This is a genomic window from Paenibacillus sp. GP183 (assembly GCF_900104695.1).
Taxonomy (GTDB): Bacteria; Bacillota; Bacilli; order Paenibacillales; family NBRC-103111; genus Paenibacillus_AI.
In genome coordinates, this window is record NZ_FNSW01000001.1 from 4082763 (window position 1) to 4106625 (window position 23863).

24 protein-coding genes and 1 riboswitch are annotated in these 23863 nt (G+C 45.1%); of the genes, 16 read left to right on the forward strand and 8 right to left on the reverse strand.

All coding sequences use genetic code 11. The features are described 5' to 3' along the window. The first annotated feature begins 35 nt into the window (after positions 1-35). Both BLV33_RS20090 and BLV33_RS20095 read left to right on the forward strand, forming a co-directional pair. Positions 36-947, forward strand: a complete 912-nt coding sequence (locus tag BLV33_RS20090) for an S-layer homology domain-containing protein (RefSeq protein ID WP_090795747.1) — start codon at positions 36-38, stop codon at positions 945-947. A 76-nt stretch (positions 948-1023) separates the two neighbouring features. Beyond that, entirely contained in the window at positions 1024-1968 is a 945-nt protein-coding gene (locus BLV33_RS20095; RefSeq protein WP_216234800.1) for a DMT family transporter, read from the forward strand. 131 nt (positions 1969-2099) lie between these two features. Here the strand turns inward: BLV33_RS20095 and BLV33_RS20100 are convergent, their stop codons facing one another. Further along, a complete protein-coding gene (locus tag BLV33_RS20100; protein WP_090795750.1) occupies positions 2100-3275 on the reverse strand; it encodes a glycosyl hydrolase family 18 protein in 1176 nt (391 codons plus the stop codon). A 145-nt stretch (positions 3276-3420) separates the two neighbouring features. On the opposite strand from BLV33_RS20100, the gene BLV33_RS20105 reads away from it, so the two are divergent. Together BLV33_RS20105 and BLV33_RS20110 are read left to right on the forward strand one after the other, a co-directional pair. Then, a complete protein-coding gene (locus BLV33_RS20105) occupies positions 3421-3648 on the forward strand; it encodes a DNA-binding protein (RefSeq protein ID WP_090799083.1) in 228 nt (75 codons plus the stop codon). 160 nt (positions 3649-3808) lie between these two features. After that, positions 3809-4684 carry a copper amine oxidase N-terminal domain-containing protein gene (locus tag BLV33_RS20110; RefSeq protein WP_090795754.1) on the forward strand — a complete coding sequence of 292 codons (876 nt, stop codon included), beginning with the start codon at positions 3809-3811 and terminating at the stop codon, positions 4682-4684. A gap of 72 nt (positions 4685-4756) precedes the next feature. Here the strand turns inward: BLV33_RS20110 and BLV33_RS20115 are convergent, their stop codons facing one another. Both BLV33_RS20115 and BLV33_RS20120 read right to left on the reverse strand, forming a co-directional pair. Further along, a complete protein-coding gene (locus BLV33_RS20115) occupies positions 4757-5455 on the reverse strand; it encodes a response regulator (RefSeq protein ID WP_090795758.1) in 699 nt (232 codons plus the stop codon). Further along, positions 5448-7058 (reverse strand): ATP-binding protein, encoded by a 1611-nt coding sequence (locus BLV33_RS20120; RefSeq protein ID WP_090795763.1) that lies wholly within the window; start codon positions 7056-7058, stop codon positions 5448-5450. Before BLV33_RS20120 ends, BLV33_RS20115 begins: the two co-directional genes overlap by 8 nt. 160 nt (positions 7059-7218) lie before the next feature. On the opposite strand from BLV33_RS20120, the gene BLV33_RS20125 reads away from it, so the two are divergent. Genes BLV33_RS20125 through BLV33_RS20135 form a run of 3 tightly spaced genes read left to right on the forward strand, consistent with a single transcriptional unit; the run spans position 7219 to position 10040 of the window. After that, the gene (locus BLV33_RS20125; RefSeq protein ID WP_171909216.1) at positions 7219-8067 is read left to right on the forward strand and encodes an ABC transporter ATP-binding protein; all 849 of its coding nucleotides are present in this window, start codon (positions 7219-7221) and stop codon (positions 8065-8067) included. Further along, positions 8042-8896: an ABC transporter permease gene (locus BLV33_RS20130; protein WP_090795766.1), complete on the forward strand. Its 855-nt coding sequence runs from the start codon at positions 8042-8044 to the stop codon at positions 8894-8896. The genes BLV33_RS20125 and BLV33_RS20130 overlap by 26 nt, the downstream gene beginning before the upstream one ends. 34 nt (positions 8897-8930) lie before the next feature. Further along, positions 8931-10040: an ABC transporter substrate-binding protein gene (locus BLV33_RS20135; RefSeq protein ID WP_216234801.1), complete on the forward strand. Its 1110-nt coding sequence runs from the start codon at positions 8931-8933 to the stop codon at positions 10038-10040. Positions 10041-10152: 112 nt separating this feature from the next. On the opposite strand, the gene BLV33_RS20140 is transcribed toward BLV33_RS20135, so the two are convergent. Then, the gene (locus tag BLV33_RS20140) at positions 10153-10593 is read right to left on the reverse strand and encodes an SRPBCC family protein (protein ID WP_090795771.1); all 441 of its coding nucleotides are present in this window, start codon (positions 10591-10593) and stop codon (positions 10153-10155) included. Positions 10594-10606: 13 nt separating this feature from the next. After that, complete coding sequence (locus BLV33_RS20145; protein ID WP_090795774.1) at positions 10607-11095, reverse strand: MerR family transcriptional regulator; 489 nt, start codon at positions 11093-11095, stop codon at positions 10607-10609. Positions 11096-11283: 188 nt separating this feature from the next. Between BLV33_RS20145 and BLV33_RS20150 the strand changes: the two genes are divergently transcribed. The 6 genes from BLV33_RS20150 (at position 11284) to BLV33_RS20175 (ending at position 18616) form a co-directional block, all read left to right on the forward strand. Further along, a complete protein-coding gene (locus BLV33_RS20150) occupies positions 11284-12186 on the forward strand; it encodes a LysR family transcriptional regulator (RefSeq protein WP_090795777.1) in 903 nt (300 codons plus the stop codon). Positions 12187-12297: 111 nt separating this feature from the next. Next, positions 12298-14583 carry a 5-methyltetrahydropteroyltriglutamate--homocysteine S-methyltransferase gene (gene metE, locus BLV33_RS20155; protein ID WP_090795781.1) on the forward strand — a complete coding sequence of 762 codons (2286 nt, stop codon included), beginning with the start codon at positions 12298-12300 and terminating at the stop codon, positions 14581-14583. 1 nt (position 14584) lies between these two features. Beyond that, on the forward strand, positions 14585-14704 hold the full coding sequence (locus BLV33_RS30190) for a multicopper oxidase domain-containing protein (RefSeq protein WP_253187122.1): 120 nt from the start codon (positions 14585-14587) through the stop codon (positions 14702-14704). Positions 14705-14826: 122 nt separating this feature from the next. Continuing rightward, a complete protein-coding gene (locus BLV33_RS20165; protein WP_090795784.1) occupies positions 14827-15153 on the forward strand; it encodes an antibiotic biosynthesis monooxygenase family protein in 327 nt (108 codons plus the stop codon). 138 nt (positions 15154-15291) lie between these two features. Further along, entirely contained in the window at positions 15292-17484 is a 2193-nt protein-coding gene (locus BLV33_RS20170) for an alpha-galactosidase (RefSeq protein ID WP_171909217.1), read from the forward strand. 358 nt (positions 17485-17842) lie between these two features. Continuing rightward, entirely contained in the window at positions 17843-18616 is a 774-nt protein-coding gene (locus BLV33_RS20175) for a VanW family protein (protein WP_171909218.1), read from the forward strand. A 112-nt stretch (positions 18617-18728) separates the two neighbouring features. Here BLV33_RS20175 and BLV33_RS20180 read toward each other — a convergent pair whose 3' ends face one another. Continuing rightward, positions 18729-19646, reverse strand: a complete 918-nt coding sequence (locus BLV33_RS20180) for an aldo/keto reductase (protein WP_090795787.1) — start codon at positions 19644-19646, stop codon at positions 18729-18731. A 228-nt stretch (positions 19647-19874) separates the two neighbouring features. Between BLV33_RS20180 and BLV33_RS20185 the strand changes: the two genes are divergently transcribed. Next, positions 19875-20882, forward strand: coding sequence for a glutathione S-transferase family protein (locus tag BLV33_RS20185; protein WP_216234802.1), 1008 nt, complete (start codon positions 19875-19877; stop codon positions 20880-20882). A 24-nt stretch (positions 20883-20906) separates the two neighbouring features. Next, positions 20907-21425, forward strand: coding sequence for a GNAT family N-acetyltransferase (locus BLV33_RS20190; protein WP_090795795.1), 519 nt, complete (start codon positions 20907-20909; stop codon positions 21423-21425). Positions 21426-21431: 6 nt separating this feature from the next. On the opposite strand, the gene BLV33_RS20195 is transcribed toward BLV33_RS20190, so the two are convergent. Together BLV33_RS20195 and thrC are read right to left on the reverse strand one after the other, a co-directional pair. After that, a complete protein-coding gene (locus tag BLV33_RS20195; protein WP_090795800.1) occupies positions 21432-21836 on the reverse strand; it encodes a CBS domain-containing protein in 405 nt (134 codons plus the stop codon). 143 nt (positions 21837-21979) lie between these two features. Further along, positions 21980-23362: a threonine synthase gene (gene thrC, locus BLV33_RS20200; protein WP_090795804.1), complete on the reverse strand. Its 1383-nt coding sequence runs from the start codon at positions 23360-23362 to the stop codon at positions 21980-21982. A 178-nt stretch (positions 23363-23540) separates the two neighbouring features. After that, a riboswitch (cyclic di-GMP riboswitch) is annotated at positions 23541-23621 on the forward strand. A gap of 111 nt (positions 23622-23732) precedes the next feature. Between thrC and BLV33_RS30860 the strand changes: the two genes are divergently transcribed. Continuing rightward, positions 23733-23816 carry a putative holin-like toxin gene (locus tag BLV33_RS30860; RefSeq protein ID WP_366414858.1) on the forward strand — a complete coding sequence of 28 codons (84 nt, stop codon included), beginning with the start codon at positions 23733-23735 and terminating at the stop codon, positions 23814-23816. Positions 23817-23863 lie beyond the last annotated feature (47 nt).

A 23863-nucleotide genomic window follows, 5' to 3' on the forward strand; every position in this document is an offset into this window, starting at 1 on the left:
TGTCGAATATAATTTCGGGAAAAGGAGGCGGTTTGATGATTAAATATCGGCGGCTGTCAACTATAGCTGTATTGGCGCTTTTTATCGCTTTCATAGGTATGATCGGTTTAGGTTTCAGTGATGATCATAAAATCACGGCGGAAGCCTTGTCTGCAGTCCAAACCGCACCTCCTGCCGATGCCGGCAAGACCGTTTATCAGCAATATTGTTTATCCTGCCATGCTGTAGACGGCCATGGAAACAATGGCGCATTTCCTGATCTGGTCAGTGATCATTTCAGAAAAAAATTGGGAACCTTCGAGAAGGCTTACAACTTTATAAGTCAAAAGATGCCTGAGAATGCACCGGGTTCTCTAAACGACGATCAATACAAGGCTGTTGTTAAATATATACTTTCCCTGAATGGAATTCCCACTGACTTTGCTGATATTGATGCGTACTGGGCCCAAAAAGAAATCAACTATTTACTCGGGGAACGTTTTATCGACGGCTATGTCTCGAACGGCCAGTTGTATTACAAACCGAATCAAAGTATTACCCGAGCGGAGTTTATCCGCTATTTGGTCAAGTCCAAACAGTTGTTTCTATCCAATTCCTCAACAACGGATCTAACAGACATCGATAAATCGAAAGACAAGGTCTATATCCTAACTGCCGTTGAATACGGCATGATTGACGGTTATCCTGATCATACTTTTCATCCGCAAAGCAGCATTACCCGTGCAGAAATTGCGGCAATTCTAGCTCGCAGCGAAGGATTAACTCCACAGCCAGTAAGCAGCTTTAGCGATGTGTCACAGAGCCACTGGGCTAATTCGTTGATTGGCTCCGTTGTGCAAGCCAAGTTGTTTAACGGCTACGATGACGGCACCTTCAAACCTGGTTCGGCCATCACTCGAGGGGAAGCGGCAGCTGTCCTGTATCGATTAATCCATCCGACAACATGAATGGTGTAAAAGTCTTTTGAATAGTTAAGAGAAGCATGTTATTATTCTTGAATCGCTAAACACTTGGGAGTGCTTGATGTTGGTTAAATCAGAGAAAGTCATCTATGTCATTCTAGCTATGGTTGTCATATCATGGGGATTAAATATTGTCATGGTTAAGCATCTAACAGAGTCTATGTCACCCTTGTTAGTGGCGTCTGTCAGAATGCCGCTCGCTGGAATTGTGCTGCTGCCTTTTGTATGGAAAATGCATGGCTTCTATAAACCAACAGCCAGACAGTGGGGACTTCTCGTCCTCATTGGAGTAACGTCGATCTTCTTTCATCAAATGTTATTAGCTTATGGAGTAGTTACAACAACGGCCACAAATGCATCACTCATCCTGGGCTTGAATCCGCTCACTACAGCTCTTCTGGCAGCCATATTCATTGGTGAAAAATTCACTTTTCGATTAGCTGTTGGTATTGTGCTTGGCTTATCAGGGGTCATTTTGGTCATATTCTCAAAATCAGCAGACAGTACTGTCGATTTATCCGGCTGGGGAGATATATTTATGTTTTTGGCAATGCTGGCATATGTAGTGGGAGGCTTGCTCGTCAAGAAAATCACGGCAACGCCGATTCCTACATTAGTAGTCACGGCATATTCCACAGTAATTGGCGGAGTATTCTTAAATCTGGGCACAGTTGTATACTTGGGTCCTTCTTCTTATCAACAGATTCACATGACAGGGACGGCTTGGATCATTATGCTGCTTTCAGCTTGGGGAGCATCTTCCCTAGGCACATTGGGTTGGAACTACGGTATTAAACAATTGGGCGCCAATCGAACAGCCATGTTCATCAACGGCATGCCGTTTGCCAGTATTGTAGGCGGAATTATTTTCTTAAATGAGAAAATTGGCTGGATTCACGTCGCTGCCTTTATCCTCACTACCTTGGGTATTGTTATAGCAACATTAAAGACAAGGGGAGTTTTCACAGCTAAAGGAAATTCCGCAGGAATGACGTCAAAGCTGTGATACACCCTAATGTACAAAATGCAATGTTCGCCGCATCTGTCCAACTAATAAGGCTGCATCCGGCACCAAATCGTGATCTGTCGCAGTTTGATGTATCCGGAGCAGCCTTTTTGCATAAATCAATTTCTCTGCTATTGCCTTAGTACAATCCTATTAGCGCGCTTAGTCACATTAAAATTATCGTCGATGAGCAGCCAGTTTTGCGGGAAACTTAACCCCAGCTTCCAATAGCTTACCCCCCGCAAGCTTAATTCCTTGACTAAATTGAACTTGGCCTGGATGGACCGCGCATCTTCAAACCAGACGATGTGGTGTTTTCCTTGATTATCCCAATAACTAAAATGCGGTGCCTGAGCTGTATAATCATATTGGATCGCAGCGTGTACTTGTCTGGCCAAGTCAATCGCCGCTTGAGGACTTAAAGCCTTGGCAAATCTTCCTCCGGGCACATAGGGCAGTGTCCAATCATAACCGTATAGATTTTGCCCCATCATGATTTTGGAAGCAGGCATCTCACTGATGGCGTATTGGAGCACATTACGAACAGATCCAATCGGCGAAACGGCCATAGGCGGGCCGCCGCTATATCCCCATTCATAGGTCATAATCACAACGAAATCGACAATTTGTCCATGTGTCTTATAATCGTGAGCCGAATACCATGCACCTGTTTGAGCTGCGCTTGTTTTTGGAGCTAAAGCCGTCGAGATCAAAAAGCCTGCTTGATGGATCTGGTTGGCAGCCTTCCGCAGGAAGCTGTTATAGGCATCCTTATCTTGTGGACGCAAATGTTCAATATCGAAATGAATGTCCCGAAAATTCAATCGCCTTGCCGTTTGCAGAATGTTGTTCAATAATGTATTTTGAAGCTCTGCATTATTCAAGAATAATGCACCGAGATCCGCACTGAACTGATCGTTTTCCATGTTGGTAACTACCATCATCAGGGTGACATGGTTTTGTCTTGCAATCTCTTGCAGATTATCTAAGGGTGGCGCTTTTAAAGACCCATCACGTTTAATTTGGAAGCTGAATGGGGCCAGGTAAGTCAGGTGCGGTGCGGCCTGAGTAGCGGATTGTACTAAATTTGGCGCCACTTCGCTTCCCCTGATATCCAGATAAGCATTGATTTCGGCTGAACGGCGTGGCTTTGAATCCCCGGCTACAGGAATGACTAATGCCTGTCCTACGACTAACGTCTTATCTATAGATATCTCATTGGCATCTGCGATTTTCTTGGCAGGTACCCCATACATATGAGAAATCTGATAGAGAGTTTGGCCAGGCTGTACTACGTGAATTCGCATTGGTTTCCCTCCTTATTGGTTTAGCTTTGAATAAGGTATTCCTTACCTATAAAATGGGTGTCTGTCTAACCGCAGGGTTATTGCTGGAGTTTTGTGATATAATAGGGATATTCAGAACGACTAGGAATGAGAAAGGTTGCAGGATATGGAAGCATTTCAAGATTGGAGCCAAAAGGTGAAAAGAACCTTTAATGCAACAAGCAATGAAGTTGTATTGACCGTAACGGAAGCGGGTAATTCCCTGGGCCTCTCTAAAGACAACATGAAAATATATGTGGATAAGCATCATTTAACCAAGATTCCCATCATGAGAAGCGTGCATAGGTACCTTTTGTTAAAGAGCGAGATTGATGAAATATTGAAGAATGATTAAGTTTTTTTTCGCGTCATAACTGCATCATTGCAAGTCAAGAATCCTAATTCTGATTAGGATTCTTTTTTTTCGCTGCCCATCGTAGAAACCCCCATAATTTGCAAGATTCTGTCGAATGTTATAAATTGTAAGTATACATATCCAAGGAGGAGTTAAACGAATGAAAAGAAACTGGTTGATCATTCTTACCTGCATACTGGCATTTAGCCTGACGGCAGGATCCGCATTTGCAAAATCGAAGGACAAGCAAGAAGATTCCTCGAATATGTCCGAGCATGAAACAAAAGACGGAAATAACAACGACAAGAATGATGCAAAAGGCAAAGATGAGTCGGTTACATCCAATACATACGGTCATGATAAAGATCATGAAAAAGATCATGAGCATGGTCAAAATGGTTACAAGGGACTTTTCAAAGCAATTGAAAATGTAAGCGACAAGCCAGCCGGAGTCGTAATTGCTGATCTGCTTTTAACCAAATATGGCACACAGCTAACGCCTGAATTGAAAGCTAAACTCGAAGCAGTTATCGAAAAAGATGCGGCTTTATCGGAGCTGGCTGATATCCTGGATCAAAAGGGCAGCGTAACCGAAGCGGTTTATGTGGGAAAAGAAGCCATACAAGCGAATATCAAAAATATGGACTCTTACAAAAAGGTGAGCAAGTTATATGAGAAATTAGGCAATACAGGTGTGAAGTTGTATGTGAACGGGACAGAGCCTGCCTCTGAGGTTGCACCCATCATCAGCAACGGAAGCACTTTGGTACCTTTTAGAGCGATTTCCGAGTCATTGCAAGCCAAAGTTACCTGGAATGGAGAAGAGCGTTCAGTCACCGTTATCCGCAATACCGTTACAGTGAAATTATTGATCGATAGTAAGATTGCTTATGTCAATGGAGTAGAAAAGACGCTTGAGGTTCCGGCCACAATCGTTGGAGGCAGCACTGTTGTGCCTGCCCGCTTTTTAAGTGAAGCCCTAAATGCAGTAGTAAAATGGGATGCAGAAACCAAATCCGTAGTGATCTACGAGTAATAATGCTTATCGCTAATACTACAAAGCAGCCTGCCCTCTGATGAGGACAGGCTGCTTTTATTTTTAGGCGTCCTATTTTATTCGATAGAGCCGCTGCGGCCTTCCTATTGTGCCGTATTGCAGAAATTCCTCGACGGTATGGTCTTCTACCAGATAGGTCAGGTAATTGCGTACGGTGGAACGGCTGACTCCGGCTCTTTGGGAAATATCCTCGACATTTTGAAAATCATTACTGTCCTTTAAGATTTGCTTAATTCTATCCAATGTCCTTACATCGATTCCTTTTTGAAAAGGGAGGTCAGAAGAGCTTGGGGCAGAATTTGGTGCGCGCAGTTTTTTTAAATGATCCAGAGATTTTTGACTGAGCGGCTCTGAAGAAGAAAGCTGCATCCTGAATTGTGCATATTTGATAAGGACATGCTGAAGATGCTCCAAATCAAAAGGTTTAAAAAGATAGTCAAACACGCCAAGACGAAATCCTTCCTCGACAATTTCACGTTCCTTGGCTGCTGTTATAAGGATAATATCGCATGGTATATTTTGGCTGCGTATGGTTCGCACGAGGTCGATTCCCGATTGATCAGGCAGATAAACATCAAGCAAAAGCAGCTCCGGCTTACATTCGGTAACGAGGGAGAGGGCTTGTTCATAATTGTAAGCCAGACCCGCCAATTCATAACCCGACTGAGAGGAAATAAATTTTCCGTGCATTTTTGCGATCATGAAATCATCATCAATGACTATCACCCGAATGGAAGAAGTATTACCCATAATAAATGTCTCCTTTTTTAGGTAAGATGGCCTTTAAAATCGCACCGGAAGATGAGCTTGCAATGGATAAGTCACCATCGATATTTGAGATTAAACGGGCAAGCAGCGCCAGACCGAAGCCTCTTCCTCTGCCCTTTGTAGAGACCCCGTCGTGAAAAACCGTTTCTCCAAGAGCCGGCTCAATGCCGGGACCTGAATCTTGAACGGAAATGGACAGCCGTTCCGTTTCATCATGAAAATAAACGATAACGGTGCCCGGTGTTGGGTTTTGATGGGTGCCGGAAATGGATTCGAAAGCGTTTTCGATAGCATTCCCAAGAAGGGTGATCACGATTTCTCTATGCGGGCATGGATCGGGAAGTTCAGATTCAGAGTCAACGACCAGCTGAATACCCAGTTCTTTTGCACGATGCATCTTTCCTATGAGTACGCCTACAATAGCAGGATCATGAATTCTTGTCAGAAAAAAGCTTAGCAGGTTTTGCTGTTCCTCATTGATTTGTTCCAATAACTCATTGACCATCTCGTATTCTTTCATTTTGATGAGTCCTGAGATCAAGTGCAGTTTATTCATAAACTCGTGACGTTGGCTGCGCAAGGAATCCACGTATTGACCTATATCCGCAAGGCGGCTGTCGATCTGGTCAAGCTCAAGTTTATCGCGAAAGGTGGCAACAGCACCTATTCGTTTTCCTCTGGAATATACAGGCACTCGATTGGTAATGACCAGAGTTTTTCCTATGATCATAGGCTCATCCTTATGGACCTCACCCTCTTCAAGAACCTCCATTAAACGCGATGAAGGGAGAACCGTACCGATATCCTGACCGTTCACATCCGCGTGTTCCAACCCCAATATTTTCTTCGCTTCTGAGTTGCAGGTGGTGATTTTTCCGTCCCCATTAATCGCAATGATGCCTTCTCGAATGGAATCCATAATAGCTGCTTGCTCCTGTGTGATAAAAGCGATTTCAATAGGCTCCTTATTAAAAATTTGCTTTTTGATATGTCCGGATAATAGGTGCGCGCCGACAAGCCCAAACAGAAGAGCGGCCGTTCCAATGGCTATAATTTCAAAAAGCAATATGTAAATGCCATTCCAAACATTTTGAACAAGAAAACCGACGGATACCAGTCCAATCACCTGATGGCTTGAATCATAGATAGGCGTTTTCGCCCGCACCGAAAGTCCAAGACTGCCTCCGGCCGTAGAACGAATCTCCTCCCCATGAAGCACTTTCTGATCATTTGCGCCATCTTCTCCATCCAGGGGGTTTCCGATTTTTGCAGGGTTGGGGTGACTGAACCTGATCAGCTCCGAATTGGCGATAACAATAAACTCGGCTTTCGTTTTAATCCGGAAATCTTCAGCAAGCGGTTGAATGACGGATGAAGGATTGGCTTCATTAAACGCCCCGATCACTTGCGGCATTCCTGCGATAGTTCTTGCTAGAAACAGTGCTTGGTCGCTTGACTCTCTAAATTTTTGGTCGATAAGGATATAGGAAAGAGCGGATAAAACCAGCAGCAGAACAAACAAAATATTCAATAAAACAAGGATATTGATTTTGGATCTTAGCGTAATGGGCTTCTTCCGAACCACACCAAATCACCTCTTTTTTGGCCCGTTGGATTTATTGGGAAAATTGATAAAAATGTCAATATTGAACTTTTCGGCACATTGTATCGGCAATTTATAAAACCGACTATACTCAGTTTTGTAAACGTTGTCAATTGACTTAGAAGACGGGAGGCAAAGAGAGATGAATACGGATACGAAGCCGGTTTATTACGAAGCAAAAGCAGCGCAGAAGCCCATGATTGAATTGCAAGGGGTATGGAAGGAATTCTTAAAACCATCTGGAGAAGTTCATACCGTTCTTCGAGATATTAATTTAACTGTAGCCAAAGGGGAGTTTGTTACGATTGTCGGACCAACGGGCAGTGGGAAATCGACAACCTTGAATTTAATAGCCGGATTCGAGCCAACGACTAAAGGGAATGTAATAATCCACAATGAAACGCTTAAAGGAATCAATAAATTTGCTGCTTGTGTTTTCCAAACTGAAAACGTATTCCCTTGGAAAACTGTCATCGATAATGTTTCCTTAGGACTGCGACTCCGAGGAACAGAGAAGGCAGAGGCTTATGATCAAGCTCGCGTTTGGATTGAGACTGTGGGACTAAAAGGATTCGAGGGCCATTATCCGCATCAGTTATCAGGAGGCATGAAGAAGCGTGTTGCTCTCGCTCAAACACTGATCGTGCAACCTCAAATACTGCTGATGGATGAATCCTTCTCAGCGCTCGATGTGCATACCCGGCATTTGATGGAAAATGAGCTCTTGAAAATATGGGAGGAAACATCAGCCTCTGTATTCTTTATCACTCATGACTTAGAGGAAGCGATTGCCCTCAGTGATAGGGTTGTAGTACTTAGCGCAGGACCGGCTGCCACGATAAAAGGCGATTATCGAATAGATCTGCCCCGCCCTCGAAATGTTGCTGAAATTCGCTTTGACCCCGCCTTTATGAGGCTGCATGAACAAATCTGGAATGACTTGAGAGATGAGGTGTTAATCAGCTATGAACACGCTATCCGCAACCACTAATAATTCACAAGCCGAGATTATTTCCCGAAAAAAAGCACTGAGAAACAAGGCGATTAAAAAAAGAACCTTATATCTTAGTTTGCAAATTCTCATTGCAATCGTTGTTTTCGGCTCGTGGGAACTATTGTCTGATTTCAAAATTATAGATAAGTTTTTTTTCTCCAGCCCATCCGCAATTATCAGGCATATCGTGGAATGGTTTACGGAAGGAACTAGCCAAGGCCCCTTATATATTCATTTCGTGGTTACTTTTGAGGAAACAATTCTCGCCTTTATTATAGGCGTAGTATTGGGAGTTGTCGCCGGATATCTCTTGGGGAGGAATGAGATTTTATCCGTAGTTCTGGGTCCTTATATCCAAATGTTGAATGCGCTTCCACGTGTCGTTCTTGCTCCAATCTTCATTTTGTGGCTTGGTCTCGGCATGACTTCAAAAGTCGCTTTAGGGGTAACATTGACTTTCTTCATTGTTTTTTTCAATGCCTTTCAGGGTGTACGTGAGGTGGATAAGAATCTTGTTAATAACGCCAGGCTGCTCGGGGCTAACAACAGGCAGCTTGCCCGACATGTGATCATTCCATCGGCATTGACATGGATTTTATCAAGCTTGCATTCCAGCTTTGGTTTTGCGCTTGTAGGAGCTGTTGTCGGGGAGTTTATCGGTGCTACCAAAGGGCTTGGCTTTTTGATCTCGCAAGCTCAAGGAGCTTTTGATACAGCGGGAGTGTTTGCCGGCATGGTTTTACTGTCGATTACAGCATTGATTGCGAACTGGCTGGTCGGAAAGCTGGAAAAAAAGTTTATTGCTTGGCGCAATGTTCGCCAATAAATAATAAAATTAATTTGAGAAGGGGTATACGTCAATGAAAACAAGCAAAAGATTCATGTTGGGCCTCTCTAGTGCGGCTGTTCTGGCTATGGTTGTTACAGGATGCGGCGCGTCAACACCTCAAGCAAACAGCTCAAGCACCAAGCCGGCGGACACAGTTAAACCTGCAGAAACGGCTAAACCCGCAGAGACCGTCAAAGCTTCGGCAGCACCGATGCCAAAGGTTACCATCATGGTCGGGGGTTTGGAAAAAGTGATTTACTTGCCGTTTAGATTAACGGAAAGTCTTGGTTTTTTTAAAGATGAAGGGCTTAACATAGAATTGATCAACGAAGCTGCGGGGCAATCGGCTGAAGAGGCATTGATTGCGGGAGAAATTCAAGGTGTAGGCGGTTTTTATGACCACACCATTGATATACAGTCCAAAGGTAAAGCTTTGGAATCCGTCGTACAAATGGCAGGGATCCCGGGAGAACGTCTTATGGTTTCCAATAAACTAAAAGACAAAATTAAAACCTTGGCTGATTTGAAAGGCCATACGATAGGCGTTACCGGACTTGGTTCATCGACGAATTTCTTGGCTAATTATTTGGTGACCAAGGGTGGCAATACAGGCAAAGATTATACGCCGGTTCCTGTAGGTGCAGGTCAAACGTTGATTGCAGCGATGCAGCAAGGGAAAATTGATCTGGCGGTCACCACAGAGCCAACAGTTTCACTGCTGATATCCAAAGATATAGCATCGGTCCTTGTCGATATGAATACTGTGGAGGGAACGAAACAAGCCTTGGGCGGTAATTACCCGGCAACTTCTCTTTATATGGCAAACGCCTATGTAAAAGATCATCCGGATGTTGTGCAGCATTTAGCGAATGCATTTGTGCACTGTTTGAATTGGATGAGCAGTCATACTCCGGAAGAAATTGCCGATAAGCTCCCGAAAGAATATTATGCAGGCGATAAAGACATGTATTTAACTGCACTTAAAAGCACCTTGCCCATGTTCACGAAAGATGGGAAGATGCCCGCTGATGCTCCACCCAAGGTATTGGAAGTATTGACTGCCATTAATCCAAAGTTGAAAGATGCTAATATTAAATTAGATCAAACATTTACAACAGAGTTTGTTGATAAAGTTAAGTAAGAACCGCATGGATGAGTAATGGGTACCAAAAAGAGGAGCTTGCTTTGCGGCAGCTCCTCTTTTGGTACCCATTGTGTTTAAATCTGCTTCGCAGATCCAGTCACAACCTTCGTCATTGGTGCTTCAGCTCATCGCCCAGCTTGTCCAACATAGCCTTCGTCCCATGCTCGCGCTGTTCTGGCGTATCATGACCGTCGAGGAAGGCGCCCTGCTCGGTATAGATCAACTGTGTGCCAGCGCCCGTGGACTTGAATTCCACTGTTGTCACGGAGACCGATATCCGCGTCTCATCCTGGTCCAGGATGTAAGAGTAGACGATCCGCCGGTCTGGCACAATCTCTTGATAGCATGCGTCGAAGGTATATACTTGGCCGCCCGGAGGACCGCCGCGATTGATTTCTCGACCGCCGACCCGGAAGTCGAACTTGTCGGCTTTCGGGAACCACCGGGCCTTGGCCACCGGGTCTGCCCAGGCGGCGAATACCTTCGCGGGCTTTGCCTCATAATTACGCTCGATAACGAAGGTAGAGTGTTTTACGGAATGTTCATTCATGGTTATTCCTCCTTCAGGTTGGATCTTCAGGGTATTCATCGAGATAATCGCCTAACCGGTCGAGATGTAGATCCCAGTTAGCCTTCCGCTCGGCGAAATATTTTTCATGACTCATTTGCATAGTTCCCAATAATTTGGTGAAATCTTCAATGGTCAAAGGTTCTTTCCTGAGCATAAGATTTGAGACATGCTCTAATTCCAGTAATAGCTTCTGTTGAACGCTTATATTTTCTTTAAGACGAGCGATCTGAAGGGATACAATGTCGAACATGCTATATTGATTACCGACTAGAACAGATTTAATCTCATCCAGTGATAAGCCCAACTCCTTCAATGACAGAAGCTGTTGCAAGCGTGAAATGTCTGATTCGGTATAGAGCCTATGTCCGGAATCGGAATAACCCGATGGTGAATACAAGCCGATTTGATCGTAATATCGCAATGTTCGAACCGTTAACCCAGCTAATTTCGCCAGTTCTCCGACTTTCCACTCACGTTTCATTATCATCCCCTTTTTCATGCGCTGAATTTACCGGTATAAATAATATAAACCATTACGTAACGTAAGCTGCAAGTCTTATTTTGTGATGCAGATAATGAAATTATTAAAGATGTATAATGAAATGAAGAAGATTCAAAAGAATCCTGCTGCCGGAGAATCTATCGTAATTTTAGAAAGGGAGAAATTCATTGACACTACAACAATTAAAGTACGTAATTGAGGTTGTGAACAGGGGTTCCATTAATGAGGCTGCCAAGAGGCTATTTATTTCTCAGCCCAGCCTTTCAAATGCGATTAGGGATTTGGAAGAGGACCTTCAGATAGTGATTTTTGAAAGATCCAATAAAGGGATTTCGCTTTCCAAGGAGGGTGTTGAATTCTTAAGATACGCGCGGCAGGTAGTCGAGCAAGCGGAATTATTGGAAAGCCGGTATCTCAATGCCAAGCCTTCCCCGCAGCATTTTTCGGTTTCCACTCAGCATTACGCTTTCGCCGTGAATGCATTTGTGAGCTTGGTCCGGGAGTATGGCCAAGACGAATATGAGTTAGCTTTGCGCGAGACAAAAACCTATGAAATTATCGAGGATGTCAAAAGTTTACGCAGCGAGATCGGAATTTTATATCTAAATGAGTTTAATGGGAAAGTCATCAACAAGCTGCTCAAAGCCGCTAATTTGCAATTCAATAGTTTATTTATTGCTAAACCGCATATTTTTATCAGTATTAAGAACCCGCTGGCCAAGCAATCCATCGTGACCATTGACCAACTTCAGCAATATCCGTATCTGTCCTTTGATCAGGGGGAGTATAACTCCTTTCATTTTTCAGAAGAGATTCTCAGCACGATGTCGCATAAGAAAAGCATTCGTGTTCATGATCGGGCGACACTCTTCAATTTACTGATCGGACTGAACGGTTATACCATATCGACAGGTGTGTTAAGCGCAGATTTAAATGGAAATGAAATTATTCCCGTGCCATTAGATTGTGAAGAAACGATCAATGTAGGTTGGATTTCCTATCGAGATGCTTCACTATCCAAGCTCGGGGCGGCATATATACAATCGCTTAAGCAGGCTGTATCCCAATAAAAGCTTTGATATAGCCATAGGCTATGACTAGATATAGTTTATATCAGTTACACTATATCAAGCCGAGCGTGCTATCTTAATTGTAAACACAAGTAGAGGAGTTTACAAAAGATGGTGAAAAGCGGTGTGTTGGGATATCCGCGTATTGGTGCGGATCGAGAATGGAAGAAGCTGCTTGAGGCGTTCTGGTCAGGCAAGCTCGAGGAGGCGGAGTTTCACCGTCAGCTGGAGGAGATCCGTTTGAATCATTTGCGTAAGCAGCAGGAGAAGGGTATCGACATCATCGCGGTCAACGATTTCAGCTATTACGACCATGTGCTTGATACAGCCACAATGTTCGGCATTATTCCGAAACGCTTTTCTTTTGAAGGCGGTGTCGTTCCGTTATCTGTCTATTATGGTATGGCCCGCGGGACGAAGGATGCTACGGCAAGCGAAATGACCAAGTGGTTTAACACCAACTACCACTATATTGTTCCTGAACTGGATGGGGCATCGCCAGTGCTTACCGAGAATAAACCCCTTATGGCTTATCGGGAAGCTAGTGAGAAGCTTGGTATAGAAGGAAGGCCAGTTATCGTCGGGCCATTGACCTTCCTGAAGCTTTCGAAAGGGTATAATCTATCGGACACCGACGCCTGGCTCGGCCGATTACTTCCTCTCTATGTGCAGATCCTTCAGGAACTCGAGAGAGAAGGGGTTCAATGGGTACAGATGGACGAACCGATTCTGGTAACGAAGTTAAGCGCTGCTGATTTGCAGCGATTGAAGACAATCTATGAGACGTTTGCCGAGTCAGTGCCAAACCTGAATATCATGCTGCAAAGCTACTTTGAATCGGTAGAGCACTACAGCGACATCGTCGCTTTGCCCGTCAAAGGAATAGGGCTTGATTTCGTGCATGGTTCCTCCGGTAATATATCGTCGATTAAAGCACTAGGTTTTCCGGCGGACAAGGTATTAGGTGCAGGAGTCATCGACGGCCGAGGCGTCTGGAAGTCGTCACTTCTTGTAAAACTGGCGCTGCTGCAAGACCTAACCGAACACGTATCAGTTGAGCGACTAATCGTACAGTCATCGTGCAGCTTGCTTCATGTTCCGGTAACGATAAAGCAGGAGACGAAGCTCATAACCGAACTGAAGGACGCTCTCGCATTTGCGGATGAGAAGCTGGACGAGCTTGTACTCCTGGCAAAAGCAGTCTCTCAAAGCTCAGCCGGAATCAAGGAAGAATTGGAAGAATACGACCGTGCTTGTCAGAAAATTAAGTTATCTTATGAGCGCAACCGTAAAGATATTCAACATACCGTTACCGCCATAAGCAGCCAGCATCAAGAGCGCAGTCTTCCATTTTCTGAACGATATCTAGTTCAACAGAAGAAATGGCAATTGCCGATCTTTCCGACAACGACCATCGGCAGCTTTCCGCAATCCGCAGAGGTGCGTAGGGCCCGTCAGCTGTGGCGCAAGGGCGAATGGAACGATGAGCAATATACGAGCTTCATCCGGGAACAGATCGATATCTGGATCAAGCTCCAGGAGGAGATCGGACTGGATGTTCTCGTACACGGCGAATTCGAGCGAACCGACATGGTCGAGTTCTTTGGCGAGAAGCTCGCGGGCTTCGCATTCACGCAGAATGGATGGGTGCAGTCATACGGTTCTCGCTGCGTCAAACCGCCGATTATTTTTGGGGACGTAGCGTTCAAAGGCGCGATGACCGTCGAAGAAACCAAGTATGCCCAGTCTCGGACCGAACGCCCCGTTAAAGGGATGCTGACCGGCCCGATTACGATCATGAATTGGTCGTTCGTTCGTGAGGACATCACGCGCGAACAAATCGCCTATCAACTGGCTTTTGCGCTGAGACAAGAGGTAGAGGCGCTTGAGCAGGCTGGTATTAGCATGATACAGGTTGATGAGCCTGCGATTCGCGAAGGACTGCCTCTCAAGGAGGATGAGCAAGCGAAGTACCTGGAATGGGCGGTCAAAGCGTTCCGCATGGTCACCAGCACGGTGCTGGATATTACGCAAATTCACACGCATATGTGCTATTGCGAGTTCCACGACATGATCGATTCGATCGAGGAGATGGATGCGGATGTGATCTCGATCGAAACATCTCGCAGTCATGGAGAACTGATTCATAGCTTCGAGTTAAACACATACAAACTGGGCATCGGTTTAGGCGTATACGATATCCACAGTCCGCGTATTCCGCAAATAGAGGAAATGACCAGTATGATCGAACGAGCCTTGCGTGTGCTGGACCCGAAGCTATTCTGGATCAATCCCGACTGCGGACTTAAAACACGTGGATTCGAAGAAACTGTGGCTTCTTTGCGTAATATGGTTGAAGCGACAAAGATAGCCCGTGGGAAGTATGCCTATTTATGAGATGAGCAGATTAACTCAAAATGTTATTGCCTTCGCGGCCGACAATCCTGGACTTTGGATGCTTCATTGCCATAATCTCGATCATAGCGGCCAACGGAATGGATATGATGCTGAACTATGAAGGTGTGACGACTCTATATACAGTTGGAAAAAAGTCGGAAAATCACCCGGATTAGCATATACATCAGTATACTCATGCACTAATATTGATTATAGTCATAATCAAAAAACGGAGGTAAGGTCATGAGTGAAATTGCTAATACACCACAACCACCTTATTATGCAGTGATTTTTACATCTGAACGAACAGCTGGGGATAACCAATATGCGGAAATGGCAGATGAAATGGAGAAGCTTGCATCCGTCCAACCTGGATTTCTCGGCGTAGAAAGTGCTAGAGAAGGATTAGGTATTACTGTTTCCTATTGGGAGTCTCTCGAAGCTATACAACAATGGAAACAAAACGAACGACATTTAGTCGCCCAAAGACAAGGTATTTCTGAGTGGTATCTCGCTTACAAAACAAGAGTTTGTAAAGTAGAACGGGATTATGGATTTGAAAAAGTCTAACCGCATAATTTCCCGATCCCAATTTTCGGAAAGCTACATCTGTCCATGTGAAGCATACTTCTGTCCATTCACGAAAGTTTGGCTAATCGGTTACAATAAATGGGTAAAATTTCAGATTCGTTAGGAGGCTGACTTCAAGTGCCCATTCATTACAACTCAAGCTCGAGGACGTTTCATCTGCAGTCGACCGGGACGAGCTACGCGATGCAAATCATCAAAACCGGCGTACTCACACATCTGTATTGGGGCAGCAAAGTCCGAGGAACCGCTCTGGACAAGCTGTTCCAAACGATGGAGCGGGCTTCATTCTCGCCCAATCCGTTTCCGGAGGATCGTTCGATTTCGTTCGATACGCTGCCTCAAGAATACCCAGCCTACGGAACGAGCGATTTCCGTCATCCAGCGTATCAGGTGCAGTTGGCGAACGGTTCTACTGTAACTGAGCTGCTGTATCGCACGCACCGGATCTACGCAGGAAAACCTCGGCTCGAAGGACTCCCTGGGACATATACGGAATCGGAAGATGAAGCCGATACGCTGGAAATCGAGCTTGCCGACGAGACGGCCGGACTGAAGGTCATCCTGATCTATACGGCATTCCGGGATTATGACGCCATCACCCGATCGGTCCGCTTCGAGAACGAGGGCGGACAGCCGCTGCGACTGCTGCGCGCTCTTAGCGCAAGCGTCGATTTCCCGCATCGCAGTTTTGAGGTCCTGAATCTGTACGGCTCATGGTCGCGCGAGCGCTGGATCGAGCGCCGTCCGCTCACGTCCGGGATGTATTCGATCGGCAGTTCGCGAGGCAGTTCCTCGCATCATCAGAACCCGTTCCTTGCGCTGCTCTCGCCCGGTGCGGACGAGGACTGCGGTGAAGTATACGGGATCAATCTCGTGTATAGCGGCAACTTTGCGGCTCATGCGGAAAGCGATCAATTCCACACAAGCAGGCTCTCGATCGGGCTTAATCCGTTCGACTTCAGCTGGCTGCTGGAGCCGGGCGAATCGTTCCAGACGCCGGAAGCGGTAATGGTGCATTCGGCGGAGGGCATAGGCGGCATGTCCCGCAAGTTCCATTCGCTGTACCGAAAGCGGCTGTGCCGCGGGCTGTATCGCGACGAGCCGCGCCCTATTCTTGTCAACAACTGGGAAGCGACCTACTTCGACTTCAACGCTGACAAGATCGAGAGCATTGCCCGCGCCGGCAAGGAGCTCGGGATCGAGCTGTTCGTGCTCGACGACGGCTGGTTCGGTAAGCGCGATAATGACGATCGCTCGCTCGGTGATTGGTTCGTCGACCGCAACAAGCTGCCGAACGGGCTCGAGGATTTGGTCCAGCGGATACGAAGCTTCGACATGCAGTTCGGTCTCTGGTTCGAGCCTGAGATGGTTTCCCCAAACAGCGATCTTTACCGGGCGAATCCGGACTGGTGCTTGCACGTGCCCAATCGCCGGCGAACGGAGGGGCGAAAGCAGCTCATTCTCGATTATTCGCGTTCTGACGTGCGCGAGGCTGTTTATAAGATGATTACGGACATTCTGCGAAGTGCTCCGATTACCTATGTGAAATGGGATATGAACCGCAATATGACAGAGGTCGGCTCGGCTGCGCTGCCCGCTGAACGACAGAGGGAGACGGCGCACCGTTACATGCTTGGCCTGTATGAGCTGCTGGAACGAATTACCGGCGAGTTCCCGCATGTGCTGTTCGAGAGCTGCTCCGGCGGCGGCGGCCGATTCGACCCGGGGATGCTCTATTATATGCCGCAGATTTGGACGAGCGACGATACAGACGCGGTGGAACGCTTGAAGATTCAGTACGGAACGAGTATCGTGTACCCGATCACGACGATGGGAGCGCATGTATCAGCTGTTCCGAACCATCAGGTGCATCGCACGACGTCGCTGGAAATGCGCGGCCATGTGGCGATGTCCGGCAACTTTGGCTACGAGCTTGATCTTACGAAGTTTACGGAGGAAGAGAAAGCGATCGTTAAAGGGCAGGTCGCCGAGTATAAGAGCTTGCGGAAACTCATCCAATTCGGCGATCAATACCGTCTATTGAGCCCATTCGAAGGTAACGAGACGGCGTGGATGGTCGTTGCCGGCGACAAAGGCGAGGCGGTCGTTGCCTGGTTCCGCGTGCTGGCGATAGCGCATCAGCCGCTTTGCCACCTGCGGCTTAAGGGGCTCGATCCGAATCGGGACTACGTTCTCGAAGCGACTGGCGACGTGTATGGCGGTGACGAGCTGATGAATGCGGGGATCAATTTGTGGCCGCCTCATAGAGATTTTCAAAGCTTGCTGTGGCGGTTCTCAGCTCGGGACTAAACGTTTATATTCATACGTCCGGAAGTAACATATTGAAGGAGCTTGCTATTTCGGCAAGCTCCTTTTTTTCATTGAAGTAACCGGCAGGTTAACTTTGGGACATGGGAACTTGAACTTTAAAGGAACGAATATGTTAAGTTAATGAGTTCTAATTACCAAATACGAGACAACCGGACTCCTTAGTAATATGAAGAGTAGATTTGTTTAAAAAAATCTCTATCTGCTAGACCACAGCAGTTAGTTATACTAGTTGCAGGATTAAATGGAACAAAGGCCTCTTCACTTTATGTATTGTTTTATCAATACTGTAGACTGCATTATATATAATAGGAGGTGGACAATCATAAAACAGGCTCTGATGAAATTACCCATGGTTTATAAACTTAGAGTTCTACAGCTTCAAATATTCAGAACGATTCAAAATTTTTTTGAGAATTTTGCAAATAAAAGAGCATCTGAAACATTTTCTTATGCAATAAAAAGGCATCAATCTCTTTTAAGAAGAAAATTAGGATCATCTGATCCTTTGTTACAAGAAAATAAAATTACAAATTTAAGATTTGCTCTTAAATCCATTGACGGAATTATACTAAACCCAGGTGAAACATTTTCCTTTTGGCACTTAATTGGGAAGCCTAAAGCAAGCAAAGGTTATATTGACGGATTGTTGTTGTCTCAAGGTGAAGTGAAAACAGGAATAGGGGGAGGGTTATGTCAATTAGCTAATTTACTTTTTTGGCTTGCCTTACATACACCCTTAGAAATTACGGAAAGACATCATCACAGTTTTGACCCTTTTCCAGATGAACAAAGAGTCTTACCTTTTGGCAGTGGCGCAAGTGTATTTTTTAATTATATTGATTTACGTTTCTTTAACCCCACTAATCATAAGTTTCAATTTCATGTTTGGTTAACAGACCAACATCTAAAAGGAATCGTACATTGTAATAACGAGTTAGCCTATACATACCATTTGGAAGAAAGAAACCATCAATTTCATCATATAGAAGGAAAGCACTTTAGAGAAAACGAGATATGGAGAAGAGTCATTGATAAACGAACTGGGGATGTTATACAGGAACAATTAATGATTCATAATTATTCAGAGGTAAAATATGAGGTAAATGGTTAGCAATGATTACAATATATTGGACATAAGCAGTTGGGTCATGACACAAGAGCTGCCAAGGATATGGCAGCTCTTGTCTCAACTACTATTAACTTGTTAGACAGCTCTCGAACGTTTAAGGGAGCACATTGCCTGCCGCACGATAGATGCCATACCATTCTTCGCGCGTCAGATAAATGTCGCTAGCCTTACAGCAATCCTGTATCCGTTTGATATTCATCGTACCGGTGACGGGCTGCATTTGTGCAGGATGGCGCAACAGCCATGCAATAGCGATAGTCGTGTTGCTCACTTCATATTTCTCCGCGATTTCATCAATCTTCTTGTTCAATTCCGGGAACTTGTCATTTCCGAGGAATACGCCCTCAAAGAATCCGTATTGGAAAGGCGACCAAGGCTGAATGGTGATATCGTTCAGTCTGCAAAAATCAAGTACGCTTTCGTCCCGGCTCACAGCGGCCTCATTTTCCATATTCACATTAAATCCATGAGAGATCATGGTGGCGTTGGTGATGCTTAATTGTAGTTGGTTTGCAACTATCGTCTGCTTCACCGACTTCTTCAGCAGCTGGATCTGCATTGGAGTTTGATTGGAAACGCCGAAATGCCGCACTTTTCCCGAGCTTTCAAGAATATCGAAAGCTTCCGCCACCTCTTCAGGTTCAATCAAGGTGTCCGGACGGTGCAGAAGCAGAATGTCCAGATACTCGGTTTTCAGCCGCTTCAAGATGCCATCTACCGACTCTAAAATATGCTCCTTGGAAAAGTCGAACATACCCTTCCGAATGCCGCATTTGGATTGCAGGATGAGCTTTTCACGATTATTCGAATTCATTTGGATGGCATCCGCGAATATTTCCTCACAGGCTCCGCCGCCGTATATATCCGCATGGTCGAAGAAATTCGCACCTTCTTCCAGCGCAGCTTGGATAAATTGCTCAGCCCCGGTTTTGTCCAGCGAGTTAATACGCATACAGCCGACTGCGACGACCGGCACCTCTAGTGTGCTGGTTCCAAGTTTTATTGTTCTCATGATTCATTTCCTCCTAAGTGATGGGGTAACCTGTTTAATGGTTCTGGACAAAGTATAGCTGATTACATAGTCTTTCGTAAGAGCTGAAATATTATTTAGTAAGTAAATGAAAAGTAAGCATGGTCCACATGGACCGATCCGTCAAACGGAAATATAGTGGAAAAGCCAGTTATAAGATAAAATAAGATTAATCTTTACTACGCTGTCAACTCAGGAAGGATGACGATTATGGCTCCAAGTGAGCAACAAAGCAAAACGGTAACCGAACTCAATAAAGACGGCTCCTTTAACCGCCAAAGAAATAGATTTACAACACCTTTTGGAAATCAACCAGGTGAACTTCCAGTGGAAGCAGGACGATATCGTCTTGTATGGTCTGCAGCCTGTCCATGGGCCCATCGATCTGTTATTGTTCGAAAGGTTCTTGGACTCGAGGATGCGATTAGTTTGGGAACGGTTAGTCCGATGCGTCCGAGGCTGCAGCATGTCGATTGGGAATTTTCTTTAGACAAGGAAGGCATGGATCCCATTTTGGGGATTCGATATCTCAGTGAAATCTATTTGAAAACAGATCCCAATTATTCCGGCAGACCAACGGTTCCTGTTATGGTGGATATCACGAAAGATCAAGCCGTTAATAACGACTATTTTAAACTGACAAATTATTTTGAAACCGTCTGGGCTCCTTTCCATAAGAGAAATGCCCCGGATTTATACCCTGAGCATTTGCGCGATGAAATAGATGCATTAAACGAGATCATCTTCCATGAGGTTAATAATGGTGTCTATAAGTGTGGTTTTGCTCATTCCCAAGATGCTTATGAGCAAGCTTATGACATGTTATTTGCAAGATTGGATCAATTGGAGGAGTGTTTGTCCAAGCAGCGTTTCTTGTTTGGAGATTTTATTACGGACTCGGATGTCAGACTCTATACGACATTAGCTCGATTTGACGCTGCCTATTATACTGCATTCAGGACAAACCGAAACCTGATTCGTGAATTCGACCATTTATGGGGCTATGCTCGTGACTTATATCAAACAACGGGTTTTGGTGAAACGACTGATTTTGACGCGATAAAAAGGCACTATCACCTTTCCATCACAATCTCGCCCGATAAACAAGAAGTAAACATCTTGCCTAAAGGCCCTGATTTATCGGTATGGGACTCACAGCAAAATCGGTATAAATTAAGCAATCACGAAGAAAAGTTTCTTATTCATGCGGGAAAATAACGAAAAAAAAGGAGTCGAGAAGAAATGATAATACGTGAAGCAGCCAAGAATGAGCTGGATTTTATTCGGGAACAAAGAGTAAACGCCTATCGCGAGCACGCCAAAATGATTTCTAGCGATCATTGGAAAGCGTTAGAACAGGCCATATCTTCAGAGGTAGATACAGGGCCAGACGTTGAACTCTTTGTTGCTGAAATAAATGGAAATATTGTGGGCAGTGTTGTTTTATTTCCTCCTCATACAGATGCATATGAAGGATATGTTGAAGAAATGGATTATCCTGAGATACGGATGCTCGCAGTTTCTCCGGAATCTCGGGGAAAGGGTGTGGCATCAGCCCTTATTTCAGAGTGCATTCATCGTGCAAAAAATAATGGCTTTCTCTGGATCGGTTTACATACCGGTGAGTTTATGAAAGACGCCATCCATCTGTATGAAAAGATCGGTTTTGAACGTTTGCCTGAATACGACTTTCAACCTGCTGACGATGGCATAACCGTAAAAGCATTTCGACTATCTCTTCGGGATGGGCAGTTCACCTAAGCGGGTTCAATCGGTTATGTTTCTCATATAATATTCAATAATGTCTTTTCGACGAATAATTCCTATGAAAATATGCTCGTCATCTACAACCGGAACAAAATTTTGATCGGCTGCCAGAGCAAGCATATCTTCCATTTGGGCATTAATCGAAACGGACTCATTGTGAATATGCTTCTCGATTTCGCTTACCGGCACTTGGTCCAAGTTATCAAAATCAATTCCTGGGGTATTTTTTAATTTCCATAACAGGTCGCCTTCCGACAATGTACCTACATATTTCCCTTCGCTGTCAATAATCGGAAGAGCGGTGTAATAGTGATCTTCTAACTGTTCTAACGCTTCTCGCATGGAAGCAGACGATGTGATAAAGGCAACCTCGCTTTTAGGGTATAGAAAAGAGGCTATATTCATAATGATGAGCTCCTTTTTCTTTAAAGTTTCAATTAACAATATGTGTTCATTAAATCATACTTTATCTTATAAAGTAATTGGGATATAATTCCATGGTAAATAAAAAGCCAATCCGGCAGTGACAGGATGGCTTTTATTTGCATTTAAAAAAACTTCACTAACTGTTCCTTTATCTCTTCGCTGATCCCGCTGACAACGGTTTGAATTTGAAGCTTATCGAACAATTCTTCGATTTGGCGGGGGTAGGATTGACTGATCTTGAGCAGTCGAATGGCTTCGTCGAACTTCGCCGGGTGGGCGGTGGCCAGCACAACCGTGACTTCATCCGACTCCGCGAGCTTGTCGGAGGCTGCCGCGCCGCAGGCGGTGTGCGGATCCAGCAGATAATCGTATTTCTCATAATATTCGCTTATTGTGTTTAGGCAATCTTCGTTCTTCACACTATATGCCGAGAAATCGGCTTGCACTTGCTTCAATGCGTCTTCGGTGATGACGATGCGCCCTTCAGCTTTGAATTGAGTCATGAGAGAGGTGATGGTGTCGGCGTCCTCTCCATACAGGTAAAACAAATAACGCTCAAAGTTGCTTGCTACTTGAATGTCCATAGATGGACTGTAGGTGCCTCGGAAATTGCCTGGTTGATACACGCCTTCATTCACAAAGCGCGCCAAGATGTTGTTCTCGTTCGTTGCCAAAATCAGTTTATGGATGGGAAGTCCCATTCTTTGAGCCAGGTAGCCGGCAAATATATCTCCGAAGTTCCCCGTAGGTATGCTGAAGTTAATCTTGTGCCCTGCATTCGCAATCTGGAAGTAGGCATAAAAGTAGTAAACAGTCTGTGCAAGAATCCTGGCAATGTTGATTGAATTGATGGCACGCAGGTGGTACTGATGCTTGAAACTGACGTCAGCGAATAATTCCTTGATGATTCGCTGGCAGTCATCGAAGGTGCCTTCTACAGCAAGGTTAAGCACGTTGACATCATCGACCGTGGTCATCTGAAGCTCCTGCACCTTGCTCACCTTCTGGTGAGGATGCAAGATACATATCCGGATTCCCTCTTTGCCGCGAACACCCTCAATCGCCGAGGCTCCTGTGTCGCCTGATGTTGCTCCAAGGATGTGGATAATGGAATTGGTTTTGCGGGATACGTAGGAATAGAGATTGCCTAGGAATTGCAGAGCGATGTCCTTGAAGGCAAAGGTCGGGCCGTGAAACAGCTCTAACACATATCGACCATCGTCGAGCCGGCGCAAAGGTGTCACATCTTCATGGCGAAATGTCGAGTAACTGTCGTCGACCAGCTTCTTCAGATCCTCTCGCGGAATTTCATCGTTCATATATAAGGAGAAAACCTCTAGAGCGAGTTCCGGATAAGTAAGTCGCTGCCATTGCTTCAAAGTCGCGTCCGATACTTGTGGAATGTGCTCCGGGACAAGCAAGCCGCCGTCGTCGGCCAGTCCCATTAGAATGGCGTCAGTAAACCCTATGGGGGATACTTGTCCCCGTGTGCTGATATACCTCATAAATGTTCCCCTTAAGCATTTTAGTTAATCTCATTGTAACTTATTCGGCTCTTGCGGTCGAGATGAGTTCAATTCGACAATTAGTTTGTATACGATTACAATCCATTATGAGTCTATTTCCCTATTTTATTATTTAATGTTTAGGCATATAATAGGTTTACAGTAAATAGAAGTCTACCCAAGATAATGGCAAAACCGCTAAAAGGCGGCGACGCAAAGCTACAGGGGCTAAGGGAAACTATGCCAGCCAGCTACCAAATTAGGGTAGGCTTTTTCTGTCCAAAAATCGTTTGATTCTACATGTTAGATACTTGGCAAACCGGACCTCCCATTCGAAAGAAAGGAGTAGGTACAGGTGAAACCAGATGATGTGATAAAGTTGATTCTGCAATTTGGGAGTTTCCTGTTGGCATTGTTGACATTCATCGCGTTAGTCATCATAAAAACACAATGACATAAAGAAACCTACCTTTCGCCGCTAAACGATCAGGTAGGCATTTA